This window comes from Ruegeria sp. D3, assembly GCF_056534465.1.
Map to the genome: position 1 here is coordinate 118,976 of NZ_JBQFPK010000009.1, position 16,049 is coordinate 135,024.

The following is a 16,049-nucleotide window of genomic DNA, read 5'->3' on the forward strand; positions in this document are numbered from 1 at the left end:
TACGCATAAAGGGAAGTCAGATGTCCGCGCCCAAGAAAGTTGTTCTGGCCTATTCCGGTGGCCTTGATACCTCGATCATTCTGAAATGGTTGCAGACCGAGTATGGCTGTGAGGTCGTTACCTTCACCGCCGATCTGGGTCAGGGAGAGGAACTGGAACCCGCCCGCCAAAAGGCCGAGCTGCTGGGGATCAAGCCCGAGAACATCTATATCGAAGACATCCGTGAAGAGTTCGTTCGCGACTTCGTCTTCCCCATGTTCCGCGCCAATGCGCAATACGAAGGGCTGTATCTACTGGGCACGTCGATTGCGCGGCCTCTGATCTCGAAGCGCCTGGTTGAGATTGCGGCAGCGACCGGGGCCGATGCCGTGGCGCATGGCGCGACCGGCAAAGGCAACGATCAGGTGCGGTTCGAACTGGCCGCCTATGCGCTGAACCCCGATATCAAGGTCATTGCGCCCTGGCGCGAATGGGATCTGACCAGCCGTACCCGTCTGATCGAATGGGCCGAAGCGCATCAAATTCCGATCGCCAAGGACAAACGCGGCGAGGCTCCGTTCTCGGTCGATGCGAACCTGCTGCACACCTCGTCCGAGGGCAAGGTTCTGGAAGACCCCGCCGACATGGCGCCGGACTATGTGTACCAGCGCACCGTCCACCCCGAGGACGCCCCAAACGAGCCGGAATTCATCGAAATCGGCTTTGAAAAAGGCGACGCGGTCAGCATCAATGGCGAGGCGATGAGCCCCGCAACCATCCTGACCAAGCTGAACGAATATGGCGGCAAGCACGGCATTGGCCGTCTGGACCTGGTCGAAGGCCGCTTCGTTGGTATGAAGTCGCGCGGTATCTATGAAACTCCCGGCGGCACCATCCTGCTGGAGGCCCACCGTGGCATTGAATCCATCACCATGGACCGCGGCGCGATGCACCTGAAGGACCAGCTGATGCCGCAATATGCCGAGCTGATCTATAATGGCTTCTGGTACTCGCCCGAGCGTGAGATGCTGCAAGCGGCCATCGACAAATCGCAAGAACATGTCACCGGCACCGTCCGCGTGAAACTGTACAAGGGTCTGGCCTCGACCGTTGGCCGCTGGTCGGATCACTCGCTGTATTCCGAAGCGCATGTGACGTTTGAGGAAGATGCCGGTGCCTATGATCAGACAGACGCGGCGGGCTTTATCCAGCTGAACGCGCTGCGATTGAAACTGCTGGCCGCACGCGACAAGCGCCTGAAATAGCGGCAACGCTGCACCAAAAGGTTGAATAGGGCTTCGCGGTCGCAACTCTGCCGTACAATCGCCTTTTTGAATGTTCAGACAAAGCGGGTCGGTTCTCTTGTGGGATTGGCCCTTTTTTCTATCCATTCTTTTGAGGCTGAAATGCAGGCAAATCACCCACAAGGCACCCCAAACGAATTCGAGTTCCGAGGCTCGGCCAGCGAGTATTTCGGGATCTGGATCGTCAACTTGCTGTTGTCGCTAATCACGTTCGGAATTTACAGCGCGTGGGCAAAGGTTCGGACCAAGAAATACTTTTATCAAAACACCTATGTGGCGGGACGCAGTTTTGACTATCACGCAACCGGCCTTCAGATTCTGTTCGGACGGATTATCGTCGTTGCGGGTATCGTGATTTACTCCGTTCTCGGCGCAATCCCGATTGTGAACCTTGTGTTGATATTGGGGCTGATCTTCGTGCTCCCATATCTGCTTGTCCGCTCACTGCGGTTTCAGGCGCGTGTCTCCAGTTGGTCGAATGTTCGGTTCGACTTTCAAGGCACATGGGGATCGGCGGCGGCCAATTACTTCCTGTACCCGATCATCGCCGCGCTGACGCTCTATACGACATGGCCATTTGTCACGCGATCCGTCCAGAGGTTTCACGTGAACGGTCACAAATATGGTGCAACTGCAATGTCCTTCGACAGCCCGATCGGGCCGTTTTACAAGGCCGCACTGGCGGCGATGGCTTGGGGTTTGGGAACCATCGTCGTTGCGATTGCAGTGGTTGGTGTAAACATGAATTTCGTAGAAGCTCTGGCCTCGATCAACGAAAACCCCGAGGACGTCGCCGCCGCGATCGACGTTATCCTGATCTTGTTGCTTCTTTTCGCGGTCTTTGTCCCGGCCTCGATCATCTATCGCGCCATGGTTCGCAATACGGTTTACAACTACGCCATTCTGGGCGACGGTCACAGGTTCCATTCGGATGTGAACGCGCTGCGCTTGCTGTGGATTTCTGTTTCAAATGCGATCGTCATTGCTGTGACCCTTGGTCTGATGTTGCCATGGGCGCATGTTCGCCGGGCGCGGTATCTGGCCGATCACACCACCTTTTTCCCCTCGGGTTCGCTGGACGAATTCGTCGGAGGTGTCACGGCCAATGTCAGTGCCATTGGCGATGCCTATGGTGACATCGAAGGCTTTGACATCGGTATCGCGGTCTGACCGTTGCAAGATCTGCCCGACAATATCAGCGCGCCCGTTGAAGGGCGCGCCTATCCACCACTCAGCTCACGCGAAATCCATGCGCGTCTGGCTGTTGGATCCAATACCGTCTGGTTGATCGACGGAGACGGGCAGATACAAACACGCTGTGCCCCGAATGAGCTGGATATCGAGCCCCGCGTCGGGTCGACCGAACGCAGGGTGAATTTTCCAGATGGCACCCTTTTTCTGACCACCAGACATGCCGCGCTGGAACACTTGATTTCCGATAGCAGTGGATCCTGGCTGCACCATACCGAACGCTTTCACCCTCGGCTTATTCTGGTCTCGATCGCCTGTCTGTTTGCCGCCTGGGGTGTATGGAAATATGGCCTGACCGTGCTGGTCGCACTGGCCGTCTGGATGACGCCACCGCCGCTTGTATCGGCCATTGATGCCAGCACCTTGCAAGCAATAGACAAAGTGCTGGCGAAACCCAGCGCCCTGAGTCCGGACCAACAGGAACAGGTTCAGAACAGTTTCGACCGTCTTTTGACCAACATGGGACCCGAGGCGCAAGACTTTGCCTACACTCTGCAATTCAGGCGCCTGCCAGGAATTGGCCCAAACGCGTTTGCCTTGCCCAACGGAACCATCGTCGTGACCGATGAGCTGGTAAAGCTGATCTCGGTGGACGCGATGGCAGGTGTGCTGGGTCATGAAATCGGGCATGTCGCTGAACAGCACGGTTTGACCCAGCTGTATCGGTCGCTTGGGACATTTGTCCTGATCGGAATGATGGCCGGAGATACTGGCCCCATCCTTGAAGAGGTTCTGCTAGAGGGCAATCTGATCCTGTCCCTGTCCTACTCGCGCCAGCATGAATTGTCTGCTGACCGATACGGAGTCGATCTGGCCGCCCGTTCAGGCTTTGACCCAAATGGGTTGTCCGAGTTTTTCGATATTCTCGAGACCGAGTTCGGAGATCACGGTACCGATTGGTTCAGCACCCATCCGGGGTTCCAGGAACGGCAGGAAAACTTCAGAGAGTTGAACCACCGCCACTAGCCGTTGTGCCTAGGGTCAGAGCCTTCTTCACCGTTACGTAAGTTGTCCTTTGGTCAAGCTTGCGGATAAACCCATTGGCTCTTTACGGTCTCGCGAACAGGGAAAGAGGATATCATGTTGCAAGAGATCGCGGACGGAATTCAAAAGAACCTCGCAGGCAAGAGCTTTGAGGGCTCTCTCAAATTCGATTGCGGTTCCGATGGCGTGATTGTTCTGGCCGACAATCAGGCCACGACACAGGATCAGGATACGGACTGCACCATCAAAATCTCGCAAAGCAACCTGACCAAACTGCTCACGGGCAAATTGAACCCGATGACGGGTGTTGCCCTGGGTAAGCTTAAGATTTCGGGAAACATGGGCGTCGCGATGAAGCTGGGACAATTGCTGGGATAAACTCGTCTCACCAGCGCGTGACAAACGATGTCAGGCGATTGCACGGATCAAAAAGAGAAGGCAAGTTTCTATCAGAAGGAGACCTGCCATGACACGCATCGCTTATCTCGACTACGTCAAACCGACGCTTCTTTTTGCTTTGATTACGATCGCGGCCTTGCTGCGTGCCGCCCCCGCGCCCGCAGCAGCAACCGAGACCCTGACCGTTGCCGGAGGGTGTTTCTGGTGCGTCGAATCCGATTTCGAATCCGTCCCCGGTGTGATCGAAGCGGTTTCGGGCTTTACCGGCGGCAAAGCTGCCAACCCAACATATGATCAGGTGTCCAAGGGCGGCACCGGCCACTACGAGGCCGTCCAGATTACGTTCGACCCGGCTCGCGTTTCCCGTGAAACCCTGCTGAACATGTTCTTCCGATCGGTCGACCCCACGGATGCTGGCGGTCAGTTCTGTGATCGTGGAAACAGCTATCGCACGGCGATTTTCGTCTCCGGCGCCGGCGAAAAGGCCGTGGCTGAGGCTGCAAAGGCCGACGCCCAGCGCGCTTTGGGACAGACTGTTGTAACCCCCATCCTGCAAGAAAGCGCATTCTATCCGGCGGAGGAATACCATCAGGATTACTACAAAGGCGACAAGCTGGTCTTCACCCGCTTCGGACCCAAGCGCCAGAAGAATGCCTATAAGGCTTATCGCAACGCCTGTGGCCGAGACGCCCGCGTCAAACAGCTTTGGGGTGGCGACGCACCTTTTGCCGGGTCTTAGTCGAACCGCGCTTCCCTGACTTCTTTGAGGTCGGGGATCACATCTGCCGTACCGTGCCGCGTGACCATCAGGGCCGCGGCACGATTTGCTTGTGAAATCGCCTGCGCCATCGGCATTCCGCGATCTATCCCCGCCAGAACATAGCCGGTAAAGGTGTCGCCTGCTCCGGTCGTATCCACGGCCTGCACCTTATGGGCCGGGAAGTCCAAGGCTTCTCCGCGATGATAATACCGCGCGCCTTCGGCCCCCAGTGTGACAATCACATGCTCAATTTGGAGGTCCGTAACAGGTTGACCGGTGGCCTCGTGCAACTGCTCGGCCTCGACCGCGTTGAGGATCAGGAAATCCAGATATGGCAGCACGGCCTGAACGGACTCTGCCTGAAACGGAGCAGCAGCATAACAGACCGTCAGACCCATTTCACGGCCCATCTTCGCCGCCTCAACCTGCAGATTGGTTTCGTTCTGCATCACCAACAGATCGCCTTGCGACGCGGATGACAGCGCTTGCCCCAGTTGATCCTGTGAAATCGCATGGTTCGAGCCCTGAAACAGGATGATATTGTTCTCACCCTGCGCATCCACAGCAATGATTGCGTGGCCCGTTGGCACATCGACCTGAGCTATGTAGCGCGTATCAACACCATACTCGTTCAGTCGATCCCGCGCCCAGCGCCCATCAAAACCAACGGCGCCGATATGCGCAATCCGTGCACCAGCCCGGGCCGAGGCCACAGACGTATTCGCACCCTTGCCTCCCAGAAACCGGTCCAGACGGCTGGCCGAGAGCGTTTCCCCCGGCCCGGGCAGATGCGGCACGTCATAGATCATATCCGCATTGATCGAACCGAGGTTCCAGATCGTCATGGTTTACCCGAAATGTCGCAAGAGGCCAGAATGGCCATGTTCAGGATGTCATTCGCGGTCGAGACGGTCGAGCAGATCTGGATCGGCTTATCGACACCCGACAGGATCGGGCCAATCACGGTCGCGCCGCCCATCTCTTGCATCAGCTTGGTCGAGATCGAGGCCGAGTGCCGCGCAGGCACAATCAGGATATTGGCCGGACCCGTCAGACGCTGGAACGGATAAGCCGCTTGCTGATCCACGTTCAACGCCACATCGACGGTCATCTCGCCCTCATACTCGAAATCCACGCCGCGCTGGTCAAGAACGGCCGGGGCGCGATGCATCTTTTCAGCACGTTCCGATACCGGATACCCGAAGGTCGAGAAGCTTACGAAGGCCACGCGTGGTTCAAGCCCCATATGACGCGCCACAGCGGCCGAGCGTTCGGCGATATTGGCCAGATCATTCTCATCCGGCCACTCATGCACCAAAGTATCGCCGATCAGCACAATCCGCCCTTTATACAAAAGCGCTGTTACCCCCGCCGCGCCATGGGCAGCGTCAGCGTCGAACACATGGTTGATACGGTCCAGTACATGCGCTGATTTACGCGTGGCGCCAGTCACCAGACCATCCGCATGGCCGTGGGCCAGCATCAGCGAGGAAAACACGTGGCGGTCACGCGCCGCCAGACGGTAGACATCTTTGTTGTCGAAACCTTTACGCTGCAGGCGTTTATACAGAAAATCGGTATAGGTATCGAGGTGCATGGTATTGGCGGCATTCACCACCTCAAGCTCGCGCACAGCATCGCCCAACCCAGCCTCTTCCAGCTTTTGCTTGACGTCATCCTGGCGACCCACAACCAGCGCCTTGCCAAAGCCTGACCGCTGATAAGTCACCGCAGCGCGCAACACGCGCGGATCGTCGCCCTCGGCAAAGATCATCCGGCTTTGCGCCTGACGCGCCCGTGCGTTCAAACCGCGCAGAATGCTGGCCGTCGGATCCATGCGGGATTTCAGGCTGAGCTCGTAAGCGTCCATGTCGATGATCGGACGCCGCGCGGCCCCGGTATCCATCCCGGCCTTTGCAACCGCCGGAGGAATGCGGTGGATCAGGCGCGGATCGAACGGCGTAGGGATGATATAGTCACGCCCGAAGGTCAGCGACTTGCCATAGGCCATGGCGACCTCATCCGGCACATCCTCGCGCGCAAGATTGGCCAGCGCGTGGGCACAGGCAATCTTCATCTCATCATTGATGGCGCGGGCGTGGATATCCAGTGCGCCGCGAAACAGGTAGGGAAAGCCCAGAACGTTGTTCACCTGGTTGGGATAATCGCTGCGGCCCGTGGCGACGATCGCATCCACGCGGACCTCGTGCGCCTCTTCTGGCGTGATCTCAGGGTCAGGGTTCGCCATAGCAAAGATGACCGGATTATCGGCCATGCTGGCGACCATATCCTGAGTAACCGCCCCTTTGACCGACACGCCCAGGAACACGTCGGCACCGTTCATCGCCTCTTCCAGCGTGCGCAGGTCAGTGGTGATCGCGTGGGCCGATTTCCATTGGTTCATCCCCTCGGTCCGGCCCTGATAGATCACGCCCTTGGTGTCGCAGACGATGCAGTTTTCGTGCCGCGCACCCATGGATTTGAGCAGTTCGATACAAGCGATGCCTGCCGCGCCCGCACCGTTCAGCACGATCTTAACATCTTCGATCTTCTTGCCTGAAATATGCAGTGCATTCAGCAGGCCCGCCGCGCAGATCACTGCCGTGCCGTGCTGATCGTCGTGGAAGACGGGGATATCCATCTCTTCCTTCAAGCGCTGTTCGATGATGAAACACTCGGGCGCCTTGATGTCCTCAAGGTTGATGCCGCCGAAAGTAGGCCCCATCAGGCGCACAGCGCGACAGAATTCATCTGGGTCTTCGGTGTCCAGCTCAATATCGATCGAATTCACGTCAGCGAACCGTTTGAACAGGACGGATTTGCCCTCCATCACCGGTTTCGACCCCAGAGCGCCCAGATTGCCAAGACCCAGAACCGCCGTCCCGTTCGAGATCACAGCCACCAGATTGCCCTTGTTAGTATAGTCGTACGCAGTCTCGGGCGCTTCGGCGATCGCTTCACATGGAACAGCGACGCCGGGGCTATAGGCCAGCGACAAATCGCGCTGCGTGGTCATGGGAACGGTGGCTTGCACCTCCCACTTGCCGGGGGTGGGGTCCAGGTGAAAGGCCAGCGCCTCTTCTTTTGTGATCTTCGTTTTGGGCATCTTATCGGTCGTTTCCATGACTTCGGGGCTTATGCGTCATAGCGCAGGCGGGGCTGCGCCTCAACGACAATACGTTTTCACCTTTCGTCACGGTTGGGGGATTTGTAAGGTCGCGCCCGGAAGACGCCAAAAGGGGGCCGCTTTTGTCCACAGTCACGCCGATGATGGCGCAATATCTTGAGATCAAAGAGGCCCATTCAGACGCCCTGCTGTTTTACCGCATGGGCGATTTCTACGAGATGTTCTTTCAGGACGCCGTCAATGCCGCCGAGGCGCTGGACATCGCCCTAACCAAACGCGGCAAGCATAATGGTGAGGACATCCCTATGTGCGGCGTGCCGGTGCATTCGGCCGAGGGCTATCTGCTGACGCTGATCCGCAAAGGCTTTCGCGTGGCCGTCTGCGAGCAGATGGAAAGCCCGGCTGAGGCGAAAAAAAGAGGCTCTAAATCGGTGGTTCGGCGCGATGTTGTGCGTCTGGTCACCCCCGGCACACTGACCGAAGACGCACTGTTGGAAGCCCGCCGCCACAACTTTCTGGCTGCATATGCCGAGGTTCGGGATGAGGCCGCGTTGGCATGGGCTGACATTTCCACCGGGGCGTTTCACGTGATGCCTTTGACATCCGTGCGGCTCAGCCCCGAACTGGCGCGGCTGGCCCCGTCCGAGTTAATCGTGGGCGACGGCATGGAACAGGCGTTGAACGAGACGGTGCGCGATCTTGGGATTTCATTGACCCCCATCGGGCGCGCTAGTTTCGACAGCACGGCGGCAGAAAAGCGTATCTGCGGGTTGTTTCACGTGGGCGCTTTGGATGCGTTCGGGTCTTTTGGCCGGGCCGAAGTGTCCGCCATGGGCGCGCTGATCGACTATCTGGAGATCACGCAAAAGGGCAAACTGCCCCTGCTGCAAACGCCGCTGAAGGAATCCGAGGACCGCGTGGTCCAGATCGACGCCGCCACGCGCCGCAATCTGGAACTGACCCGGTCGCTCTCAGGCGGGCGCGCCGGGTCACTGCTGTCGGTGGTTGACCGCACCGTGACGCCGGGCGGCGCACGTCTGCTGGAACAGCGCCTGTCCAGTCCGTCTCGTAATCTGGACATAATCCATGCCCGGCTTGATGCGGTGAGTTTCGCTGCCGAGGACAACCTGATCGCCTCGGACCTGCGCGAGGCACTGCGCAAAACCCCCGATCTGGACCGCGCCCTGTCGCGCCTGTCGCTGGACCGTGGCGGGCCGCGCGATCTGGCCGCAATCCGCAACGGCCTGACGCAGGCGGCCGCGATTGCTGAAATCTGCGAGGCGCAGGATCTGCCTGTTCTGCTCTCGACCGCGTTGCAGAACCTCGTGGGGTTCGACGATCTACTGAGCCTGCTGGATCAGGCTTTGGTCACCGAACCGCCCCTTCTGGCCCGCGACGGAGGCTTCATCGCCCCCGGCTTCGACCCCGAACTCGACGAGGCCCGCACCCTGCGCGACGAAGGCCGATCCGTCATCGCCGGTTTCCAGCAGAAATACGCAGAGCACACCGGCATCACGTCGCTGAAAATCAAGCACAACAACGTGCTGGGCTATTTCATCGAAACCACGGCTACGCACGCCGAGAAAATGCTGAACCCGCCTTTCAGTGAAACCTATATCCATCGCCAAACCACCGCCAATCAGGTGCGGTTCACCACGGTGGAACTGTCCGAGATCGAAACCCGCATTCTGAACGCCGGAAATCTGGCGCTTGAGATCGAAAAGCGGCTCTATCAAAGGCTTTCTGGCGATATCTTGGCCCTTGCTGCCCGCCTCAACCAAGCGGCCCGCGGGCTGGCCGAGCTGGACCTGACCACCGCGCTGGCCGATCTGGCGCGGGGTGAAAACTGGTGCCGTCCACAGGTCGACAGCTCGCGCGCGTTCAACGTGCAAGGCGGTCGCCATCCGGTCGTGGAACACGCGCTGCGCCAGCAATCGGGCGATGCGTTCATCGCCAATGACTGCAATCTGACCGCAGATCAGGGGGCCGCGATCTGGCTGCTGACCGGTCCCAACATGGCCGGTAAATCGACCTTCCTGCGCCAGAACGCCCTGATCGCCCTACTGGCGCAAATGGGCAGCTATGTCCCGGCCGAACAGGCCCATGTCGGCGTGGTCAGCCAGCTATTCAGCCGGGTCGGAGCCTCCGACGATCTAGCCCGTGGGCGTTCAACCTTCATGGTCGAGATGGTCGAAACCGCCGCCATCCTCAATCAGGCCGATGACCGCGCGCTGGTTATTCTGGATGAAATCGGGCGCGGCACCGCCACCTATGACGGCCTCTCCATCGCCTGGGCCACGCTGGAACATCTGCATGCCGCCAACCAATGCCGTGCGCTGTTTGCCACCCATTACCACGAACTGACCGCGCTGGCCGGCAAGCTGGAAGGCGTCGACAACGCCACTGTCGCCGTCAAGGAATGGGAAGGCGAGGTCATCTTCCTGCACGAGGTCCACAAGGGCGCCGCCGACCGATCCTACGGCGTGCAGGTCGCGCAACTGGCCGGGCTGCCCGCATCCGTGGTCGACCGTGCCCGCGTTGTTCTGGACCAGTTGGAGAAAACCGAACGCGAAGGCGGCAAGCAAAAGGCGTTGATCGACGACCTGCCTCTGTTCTCAGCCGCGCCGCCACCTCCCCCGCCCGCGCCCAAAGCATCGCCCGTCACGGATATGCTGGACGACATCCTGCCGGACGAGTTGACCCCGCGCGAGGCGCTGGACCTTATCTACAAACTGAAAGAGGCGGCCAAATCCTGACCGCCCCTTTCCAAGTCTGTGTGATCGCTTAGCTCGCAGGTGTCGACGACACCCCAACCTGCGCCGGGCGCAGCAGGCGGTCATGCAGCATGAACCCTTCGGCTGAGACCTGAATGATGTCGCCCGCGCGCGTTCCCGGCACCGGAGCTTCGAACATCGCCTCATGCACATTCGGATCAAATCGATCACCAACCTCGGGGGTGATCACCTCGATCCCGTGTTTCTGGAACACGTTCGTCAGCGCACGCATGGTCAGCTCAACACCTTCGATCAGACCGGCAGCAACCTCTTTCTGCTCATCGGTCGCGGCCTCAAGCGCGCGTTTCATGTTGTCGTAAACCGGCAGCATGTCACGGGCCAGTTTGGACCCACCATATTGTTCCGCATCGCGACGCGCCTTGTCGCCTCGCTTGCGCGCGTTTTCGGCATCGGCCAGCGCGCGCATGAACCGGTCTTTGTACTCGTCACGCTCGGCGCGCAGTTCGTCCAGTTCCAATGCCTCGTCACTGAACTCTGCGATTTCTTCCGCCAGCTCTTCGGCCTCGGCGGCTGCGATATCGTCCAGAAAATCTTCGTTCTTGGGCTCTGCCATCTCTTACCCTCTAGCTCCGGTCGGAAATCAGCTTGCCGACCAGTTGCGCCGTATAATCCACGATCGGAACGATCCGTCCATAGTTCAGACGTGTGGGTCCAATAACCCCGACCGCACCGATTACCTTTCGATCAGCGTTCATATATGGAGACACCACCAAAGAGGAACCCGAAAGTGAGAAAAGTTTGTTCTCAGAGCCGATAAAAATGCGCACACCCTCGCCATCTTCAGTCAATTCAAGAAATTCGGCGATGTCACGCTTACGCTCCAGATCGTCAAACAGGGTGCGAATGCGATCCAATTCCTCTTCCTGCGCCGGATCATGCAGCAGATTCGCCCGCCCGCGCACAATCAAACGGGCTGAGTCGCCCCCGTCCCCGTCCCAGGCCGCGATTCCACTTTCGACCATGTCGCGCGCCAGCACATCAATTTCCTGTTTACGCGCGTCGATCTGAGACAACATTTGCTTGCGTACTTCGCTGATCGTGCGCCCCTCGATCAGCGCATTGAGGAAATTCGCCGCCTCACGCATGGAACTGGGCGTCTGCCCCGGAGGCGGGGTGAACAGGCGGTTTTCCACGTGCCCGTCCGAAAAAACCAGCACCACCAAAGCCCGGTCATGGCCCAGCGAGACGAACTCGATATGCTTGATCTCGGCCTCATGCTTGGGCGTCAGCACCAGTGATGCGCCTTGTGTCACGTGTGACAGGGCCGATCCCACCCGGTCCAGCATTCCGCCTACATCACATGCGTTAGAGCCTAATGTCTCGTCCAGCTTCTGCCGGTCATCAGCACCCAGATCGCCGACCTCAAGCAGCCCATCGACAAACATTCGCAGCCCCTGCTGCGTTGGAATCCGCCCCGCAGACACATGAGGGCTGTCCAACAGGCCCAGAAATTCCAGATCCTGCATCACATTGCGCACCGTCGCGGCGCTGACTTTCTCCGACAGGGTACGGGTCAGGGTGCGGCTGCCCACCGGCTCGCCACTTTCCAAATAGCTTTCGACGATCAACCGAAACACCTCGCGCGAGCGATCGTTCATCTCATTCAGAATTTTACTTGCTTCGCTCATCGGCGGCCCCCTGCTGGATCGTCATTAAATCGCAGGCAAATGAAAGGTCAATCGGGGTTGCATCGTAACGCCACGGGGCGGTATCCCAAAGCCAGCAAACAAAGGAAATTCCATGCGACCCTCAGGACGTAATCTAGACGAAATGCGCGCTGTTTCCATCGAGACAGGTTTCACCAAACATGCCGAAGGGTCTTGCCTGATCAAGATGGGCGACACCCATGTGCTGTGTACCGCCACAATCGAGGATCGCGTGCCGCCTTTCATCAAAGGCTCGGGCCTGGGTTGGGTAACGGCGGAATACGGGATGCTGCCCCGCGCGACCAACACCCGGATGCGGCGCGAGGCGGCCTCGGGCAAGCAAGGGGGCCGCACCGTGGAAATCCAACGCCTGATTGGCCGCGCCCTGCGCGCCGGTGTCGACCGGGTTGCCTTGGGTGAACGTCAGATCACTGTCGACTGCGATGTCATTCAGGCCGATGGTGGCACCCGCTGCGCCTCGATCACCGGCGGCTGGGTCGCCCTTCGTCTGGCCGTGAACAAGCTGATGAAAGCGGGTGACGTGATTTCCGATCCTCTGGTCGATCCGGTCGCCGCCGTGTCTTGTGGCATCTATGCCGGTCAGCCGGTTCTGGATCTGGACTACCCCGAGGACAGCGAGGCCGGCGTTGACGGCAACTTTATCATGACCGGCTCGGGCAAACTGATCGAAGTACAGATGAGCGCCGAAGGCTCGGTCTTTAGCCGCGCGCAGATGGATCATCTGATGGATCTGGCCGAGAAAGGCGTCGGCGAACTGGCTGCCGCCCAAAAGGCCGCCACCGCATGACCCGCAAGTTCGACAGCGACAGGCTGCTGTTTGCCACGCACAACAAAGGCAAGCTTGAGGAGATGGCGCATCTGCTCAAGCCCTTTGGCGTGACCGTCATTGGCGCGGATGAGATGAACCTGCCCGAACCGGAAGAGACCGAGGATACCTTTGTCGGCAATGCCCGGATCAAGGCCCATGCCGCCGCCAAGGCAACCGGACTGCCTGCCCTGTCGGACGATTCCGGGATCACCATCGACGCGCTGGATGGCGCACCGGGCGTCTACACCGCCGATTGGGCGGAAACCGGGAATGGCCGCGATTTCCTGATGGCAATGACCCGCGCTCACAATGAATTGGAAGCCAAAAACGTCCCCCACCCGCGTACTGCGCAGTTCCGCAGCACGCTGGTGCTGGCCTGGCCCGACGGTCATGACGAAGTATTCGAGGGCATCGCCCCCGGACATCTGGTCTGGCCTATTCGCGGCGAAGGCGGGTTCGGATATGACCCGATGTTTGTCCCCGACGGCTATGACATTACCTTTGCCGAAATGGATCGCTGGGAAAAGAACAAGATCGGCCATCGCGGCCGTGCGGTGGAGATGTTCGTGAAGGGCTGCTTTGGCGGATGATTGGCGCAACGGGGGCTTTGGCCTGTATGTGCATTGGCCCTTTTGCGAGGCCAAATGCCCATATTGCGATTTCAACAGCCATGTTTCCCGTAATATTGATCAAAAACAATGGCTTGAGGCATATTTAGCTGAACTGCGCCGCTCGGCCATCGAAACGCCTGATCGCGTGTTGAACACGATCTTCTTCGGCGGCGGTACCCCGTCCCTGATGGACCCCGACACCGTCGCCGCTGTGATTGATGAGGCCCGCGCCCTTTGGCGGCCCGCCAATGACATGGAAATCACGCTTGAGGCCAATCCCGGCTCGGTCGAGGCTGGGCGCTTCGCTGCCTATCGTGATGCCGGCGTGAACCGGATCTCGATGGGGGTACAAGCGCTGAACGATGAAGATCTGCGTCGTCTGGGCCGTATCCACACAGTGGCCGAAGCACGCGCCGCCTTTGATATCGCCCGGAATTGCTTTGACCGCGTCAGTTTCGACCTGATCTATGCCCGCCAGCATCAAACGTTGGACGATTGGCGCGCGGAACTAACCGAAGCCCTGTCGATGGCCGTTGATCATCTGTCACTGTACCAACTGACGATCGAGGAAGGCACCGCCTTTGGCGACCGTTACGCGGTGGGCAAACTGCGCGGCCTGCCCGAGGATGACCACGCCGCTGACATGTACCTCGCCACGCAAGAGATTTGTGAGGCCCACGGCCTGCCCGCCTATGAGGTTTCGAACCACGCCCGATCGGGGTCAGAGTCGCAACACAATCTGATTTACTGGCGTTATGGCGATTATGTCGGCATCGGCCCCGGAGCACACGGACGAGTAACCGCAAACGGAACAAAATGGGCCACCGAAACATACCTATCGCCGAATGCATGGCTGAAAGCAGCATCTGCGGGATCAGGTGAGAAGGAGCGAGCTGCCTTAACTCTGCAAGATCAGGCAAGTGAATACCTTATGATGGGGATTAGGATTGACGAAGGACTAGATATTGATCGATTTGGTGCTCTGTCCAAGCAACCTCTGCCACAAGAAAAACTGCAACATCTCTGCGAACTTGGGATGATCGAACTGCATGATAACCGGCTTCGCGCAACCAAAGATGGACGCGCAGTTCTAAACGCCGTCATTCGAGAATTGTTGGGGTAACATGCAGTATCTCTGGGCAGCTTTGGGTTTGATTAGCGTCGCGCTTGCCGTGATCGGCATTGTGCTGCCCCTTCTGCCCACGGTGCCGTTCCTACTGTTGGCGGCGTTCTTCTTCGCGCGCTCGTCTTCACGACTGCACCACTGGCTAATCACGCATCGTACGTTTGGACCATTAATCCAGGATTGGCAGAGCTCTGGCGCCATTCGACCCGCCGCAAAAAGAGCGGCCACCGTGTCGATCGCCGCCGTCTTTGGAATTTCTGTTCTGATCGCAGTGCCCATCTACGTATTGGCAATTCAAGCCATCATTCTTGGCGGTGTGCTAACTTTTATCTGGACCCGGCCTAACGGCTAAGTTTGGCGCACAGATCGTCCAGTTGATCCAGATTCTCATATGTCAAAACAACCTGTCCCGTCTCGGTTCCGGCTTTATGATTGATGACAACCTTCATTGCGAGAATTGCAGACAGGTCTTTTTCAAGCGCGCGCGTATCGGCGTCTTTGCCCGCATCCAAATTCCGTGATCGAGGTGCAGATTTTTCAGCCTCGGGTTGGTGCTGCTTTTTCACCAAAGCCTCAGTCGCACGCACCGAAAGACCATCTCGAATGACGGTTTTGGCCAGATCGGTCGGGTTTTCAGCCGTCACCAAAGCCCGCGCATGTCCGCCAGAAAGCTTTCCCTCAACGACGAAATGCTGAACGTCCATTGGCAAAGACAAAAGTCTCAAAAGATTCGCTATGTGACTGCGGCTTTTACCCAGTGCTTCGGCGAGTTTCTCCTGCGTATGACCAAAGCGATCCATAAGCTGTTTGTAGCCCGCCGCCTCTTCTACTGCGTTCAAGTCGGCGCGCTGGATGTTTTCGATAATAGCGACTTCCAGAACCTCAGTGTCGTCGAAATCCCGGACGATCACCGGTATATTGTGCAATTGCGCCATCTGAGCAGCGCGCCATCGCCGTTCGCCCGCGACGATTTCATAGTCCCCTTCAGAGATCTCGCGTACGATCAGCGGCTGAATGATGCCCTTTTCTTTGACTGAAGCCGCAAGTTCATCCAGTTGCTCGCGCGAGAATGTTCTGCGTGGCTGATTAGGATTCGCGTGCAGTTTTTCGATTGGTACCGTCATGTCCGGACGACGCGGTTCGGATACAGAGCGACCTTCGGGTTCTTGCGTCACATCAGCCATCAAAGCGGACAATCCGCGGCCCAAACCTCGGGGTTTTGCTTTCTTTGCGGCCAC

The 16,049-nt window shown here is 58.5% G+C and carries 15 protein-coding genes; 10 read left to right on the forward strand and 5 right to left on the reverse strand.

What is annotated here, in order from left to right; all coding sequences use genetic code 11:
* The first annotated feature begins 20 nt into the window (after window positions 1–20).
* From ACR0DX_RS14430 to msrA, 5 genes are all read left to right on the forward strand, one after another.
* Window positions 21–1,244, forward strand: a complete 1,224-nt coding sequence (locus tag ACR0DX_RS14430; RefSeq protein ID WP_170355630.1) for an argininosuccinate synthase — start codon at window positions 21–23, stop codon at window positions 1,242–1,244.
* A gap of 141 nt (window positions 1,245–1,385) precedes the next feature.
* Window positions 1,386–2,453, forward strand: coding sequence for a YjgN family protein (locus ACR0DX_RS14435; protein ID WP_170355629.1), 1,068 nt, complete (start codon window positions 1,386–1,388; stop codon window positions 2,451–2,453).
* A gap of 3 nt (window positions 2,454–2,456) precedes the next feature.
* On the forward strand, window positions 2,457–3,500 hold the full coding sequence (locus ACR0DX_RS14440; RefSeq protein WP_170527654.1) for a M48 family metallopeptidase: 1,044 nt from the start codon (window positions 2,457–2,459) through the stop codon (window positions 3,498–3,500).
* A gap of 114 nt (window positions 3,501–3,614) precedes the next feature.
* On the forward strand, window positions 3,615–3,896 hold the full coding sequence (locus tag ACR0DX_RS14445) for an SCP2 sterol-binding domain-containing protein (RefSeq protein ID WP_170355627.1): 282 nt from the start codon (window positions 3,615–3,617) through the stop codon (window positions 3,894–3,896).
* Window positions 3,897–3,984: 88 nt separating this feature from the next.
* Window positions 3,985–4,656 carry a peptide-methionine (S)-S-oxide reductase MsrA gene (msrA, locus tag ACR0DX_RS14450; RefSeq protein WP_170355626.1) on the forward strand — a complete coding sequence of 224 codons (672 nt, stop codon included), beginning with the start codon at window positions 3,985–3,987 and terminating at the stop codon, window positions 4,654–4,656.
* Here msrA and ACR0DX_RS14455 read toward each other — a convergent pair.
* Window positions 4,653–5,522, reverse strand: coding sequence for a ribokinase (locus ACR0DX_RS14455; protein WP_170355625.1), 870 nt, complete (start codon window positions 5,520–5,522; stop codon window positions 4,653–4,655). The two genes, msrA and ACR0DX_RS14455, sit on opposite strands and share 4 nt — an antisense overlap.
* Complete coding sequence (locus tag ACR0DX_RS14460; protein WP_170355741.1) at window positions 5,519–7,783, reverse strand: NADP-dependent malic enzyme; 2,265 nt, start codon at window positions 7,781–7,783, stop codon at window positions 5,519–5,521. Before ACR0DX_RS14460 ends, ACR0DX_RS14455 begins: the two co-directional genes overlap by 4 nt.
* 161 nt (window positions 7,784–7,944) lie before the next feature.
* Between ACR0DX_RS14460 and mutS the strand changes: the two genes are divergently transcribed.
* On the forward strand, window positions 7,945–10,560 hold the full coding sequence (gene mutS, locus ACR0DX_RS14465) for a DNA mismatch repair protein MutS (protein ID WP_170355740.1): 2,616 nt from the start codon (window positions 7,945–7,947) through the stop codon (window positions 10,558–10,560).
* Window positions 10,561–10,588: 28 nt separating this feature from the next.
* On the opposite strand, the gene ACR0DX_RS14470 is transcribed toward mutS, so the two are convergent.
* Window positions 10,589–11,152 (reverse strand): nucleotide exchange factor GrpE, encoded by a 564-nt coding sequence (locus tag ACR0DX_RS14470; RefSeq protein WP_170355624.1) that lies wholly within the window; start codon window positions 11,150–11,152, stop codon window positions 10,589–10,591.
* A gap of 10 nt (window positions 11,153–11,162) precedes the next feature.
* Window positions 11,163–12,227 (reverse strand): heat-inducible transcriptional repressor HrcA, encoded by a 1,065-nt coding sequence (gene hrcA / locus ACR0DX_RS14475; protein WP_170355623.1) that lies wholly within the window; start codon window positions 12,225–12,227, stop codon window positions 11,163–11,165.
* Window positions 12,228–12,339: 112 nt separating this feature from the next.
* Between hrcA and rph the strand changes: the two genes are divergently transcribed.
* From rph to ACR0DX_RS14495, 4 genes are read left to right on the forward strand one after another with little or no spacing between them, the layout of a single operon-like run.
* Complete coding sequence (gene rph, locus ACR0DX_RS14480; RefSeq protein WP_170355622.1) at window positions 12,340–13,053, forward strand: ribonuclease PH; 714 nt, start codon at window positions 12,340–12,342, stop codon at window positions 13,051–13,053.
* On the forward strand, window positions 13,050–13,664 hold the full coding sequence (rdgB, locus tag ACR0DX_RS14485) for an RdgB/HAM1 family non-canonical purine NTP pyrophosphatase (RefSeq protein ID WP_170355621.1): 615 nt from the start codon (window positions 13,050–13,052) through the stop codon (window positions 13,662–13,664). Before rph ends, rdgB begins: the two co-directional genes overlap by 4 nt.
* The gene (hemW, locus tag ACR0DX_RS14490) at window positions 13,654–14,808 is read left to right on the forward strand and encodes a radical SAM family heme chaperone HemW (RefSeq protein WP_480846522.1); all 1,155 of its coding nucleotides are present in this window, start codon (window positions 13,654–13,656) and stop codon (window positions 14,806–14,808) included. Before rdgB ends, hemW begins: the two co-directional genes overlap by 11 nt.
* Window position 14,809: 1 nt before the next feature.
* Window positions 14,810–15,163 carry a YbaN family protein gene (locus tag ACR0DX_RS14495; protein ID WP_170355619.1) on the forward strand — a complete coding sequence of 118 codons (354 nt, stop codon included), beginning with the start codon at window positions 14,810–14,812 and terminating at the stop codon, window positions 15,161–15,163.
* Here ACR0DX_RS14495 and ACR0DX_RS14500 read toward each other — a convergent pair.
* Window positions 15,153–16,049: a ParB/RepB/Spo0J family partition protein gene (locus tag ACR0DX_RS14500; protein WP_170355618.1), complete on the reverse strand. Its 897-nt coding sequence runs from the start codon at window positions 16,047–16,049 to the stop codon at window positions 15,153–15,155. The genes ACR0DX_RS14495 and ACR0DX_RS14500 overlap by 11 nt on opposite strands.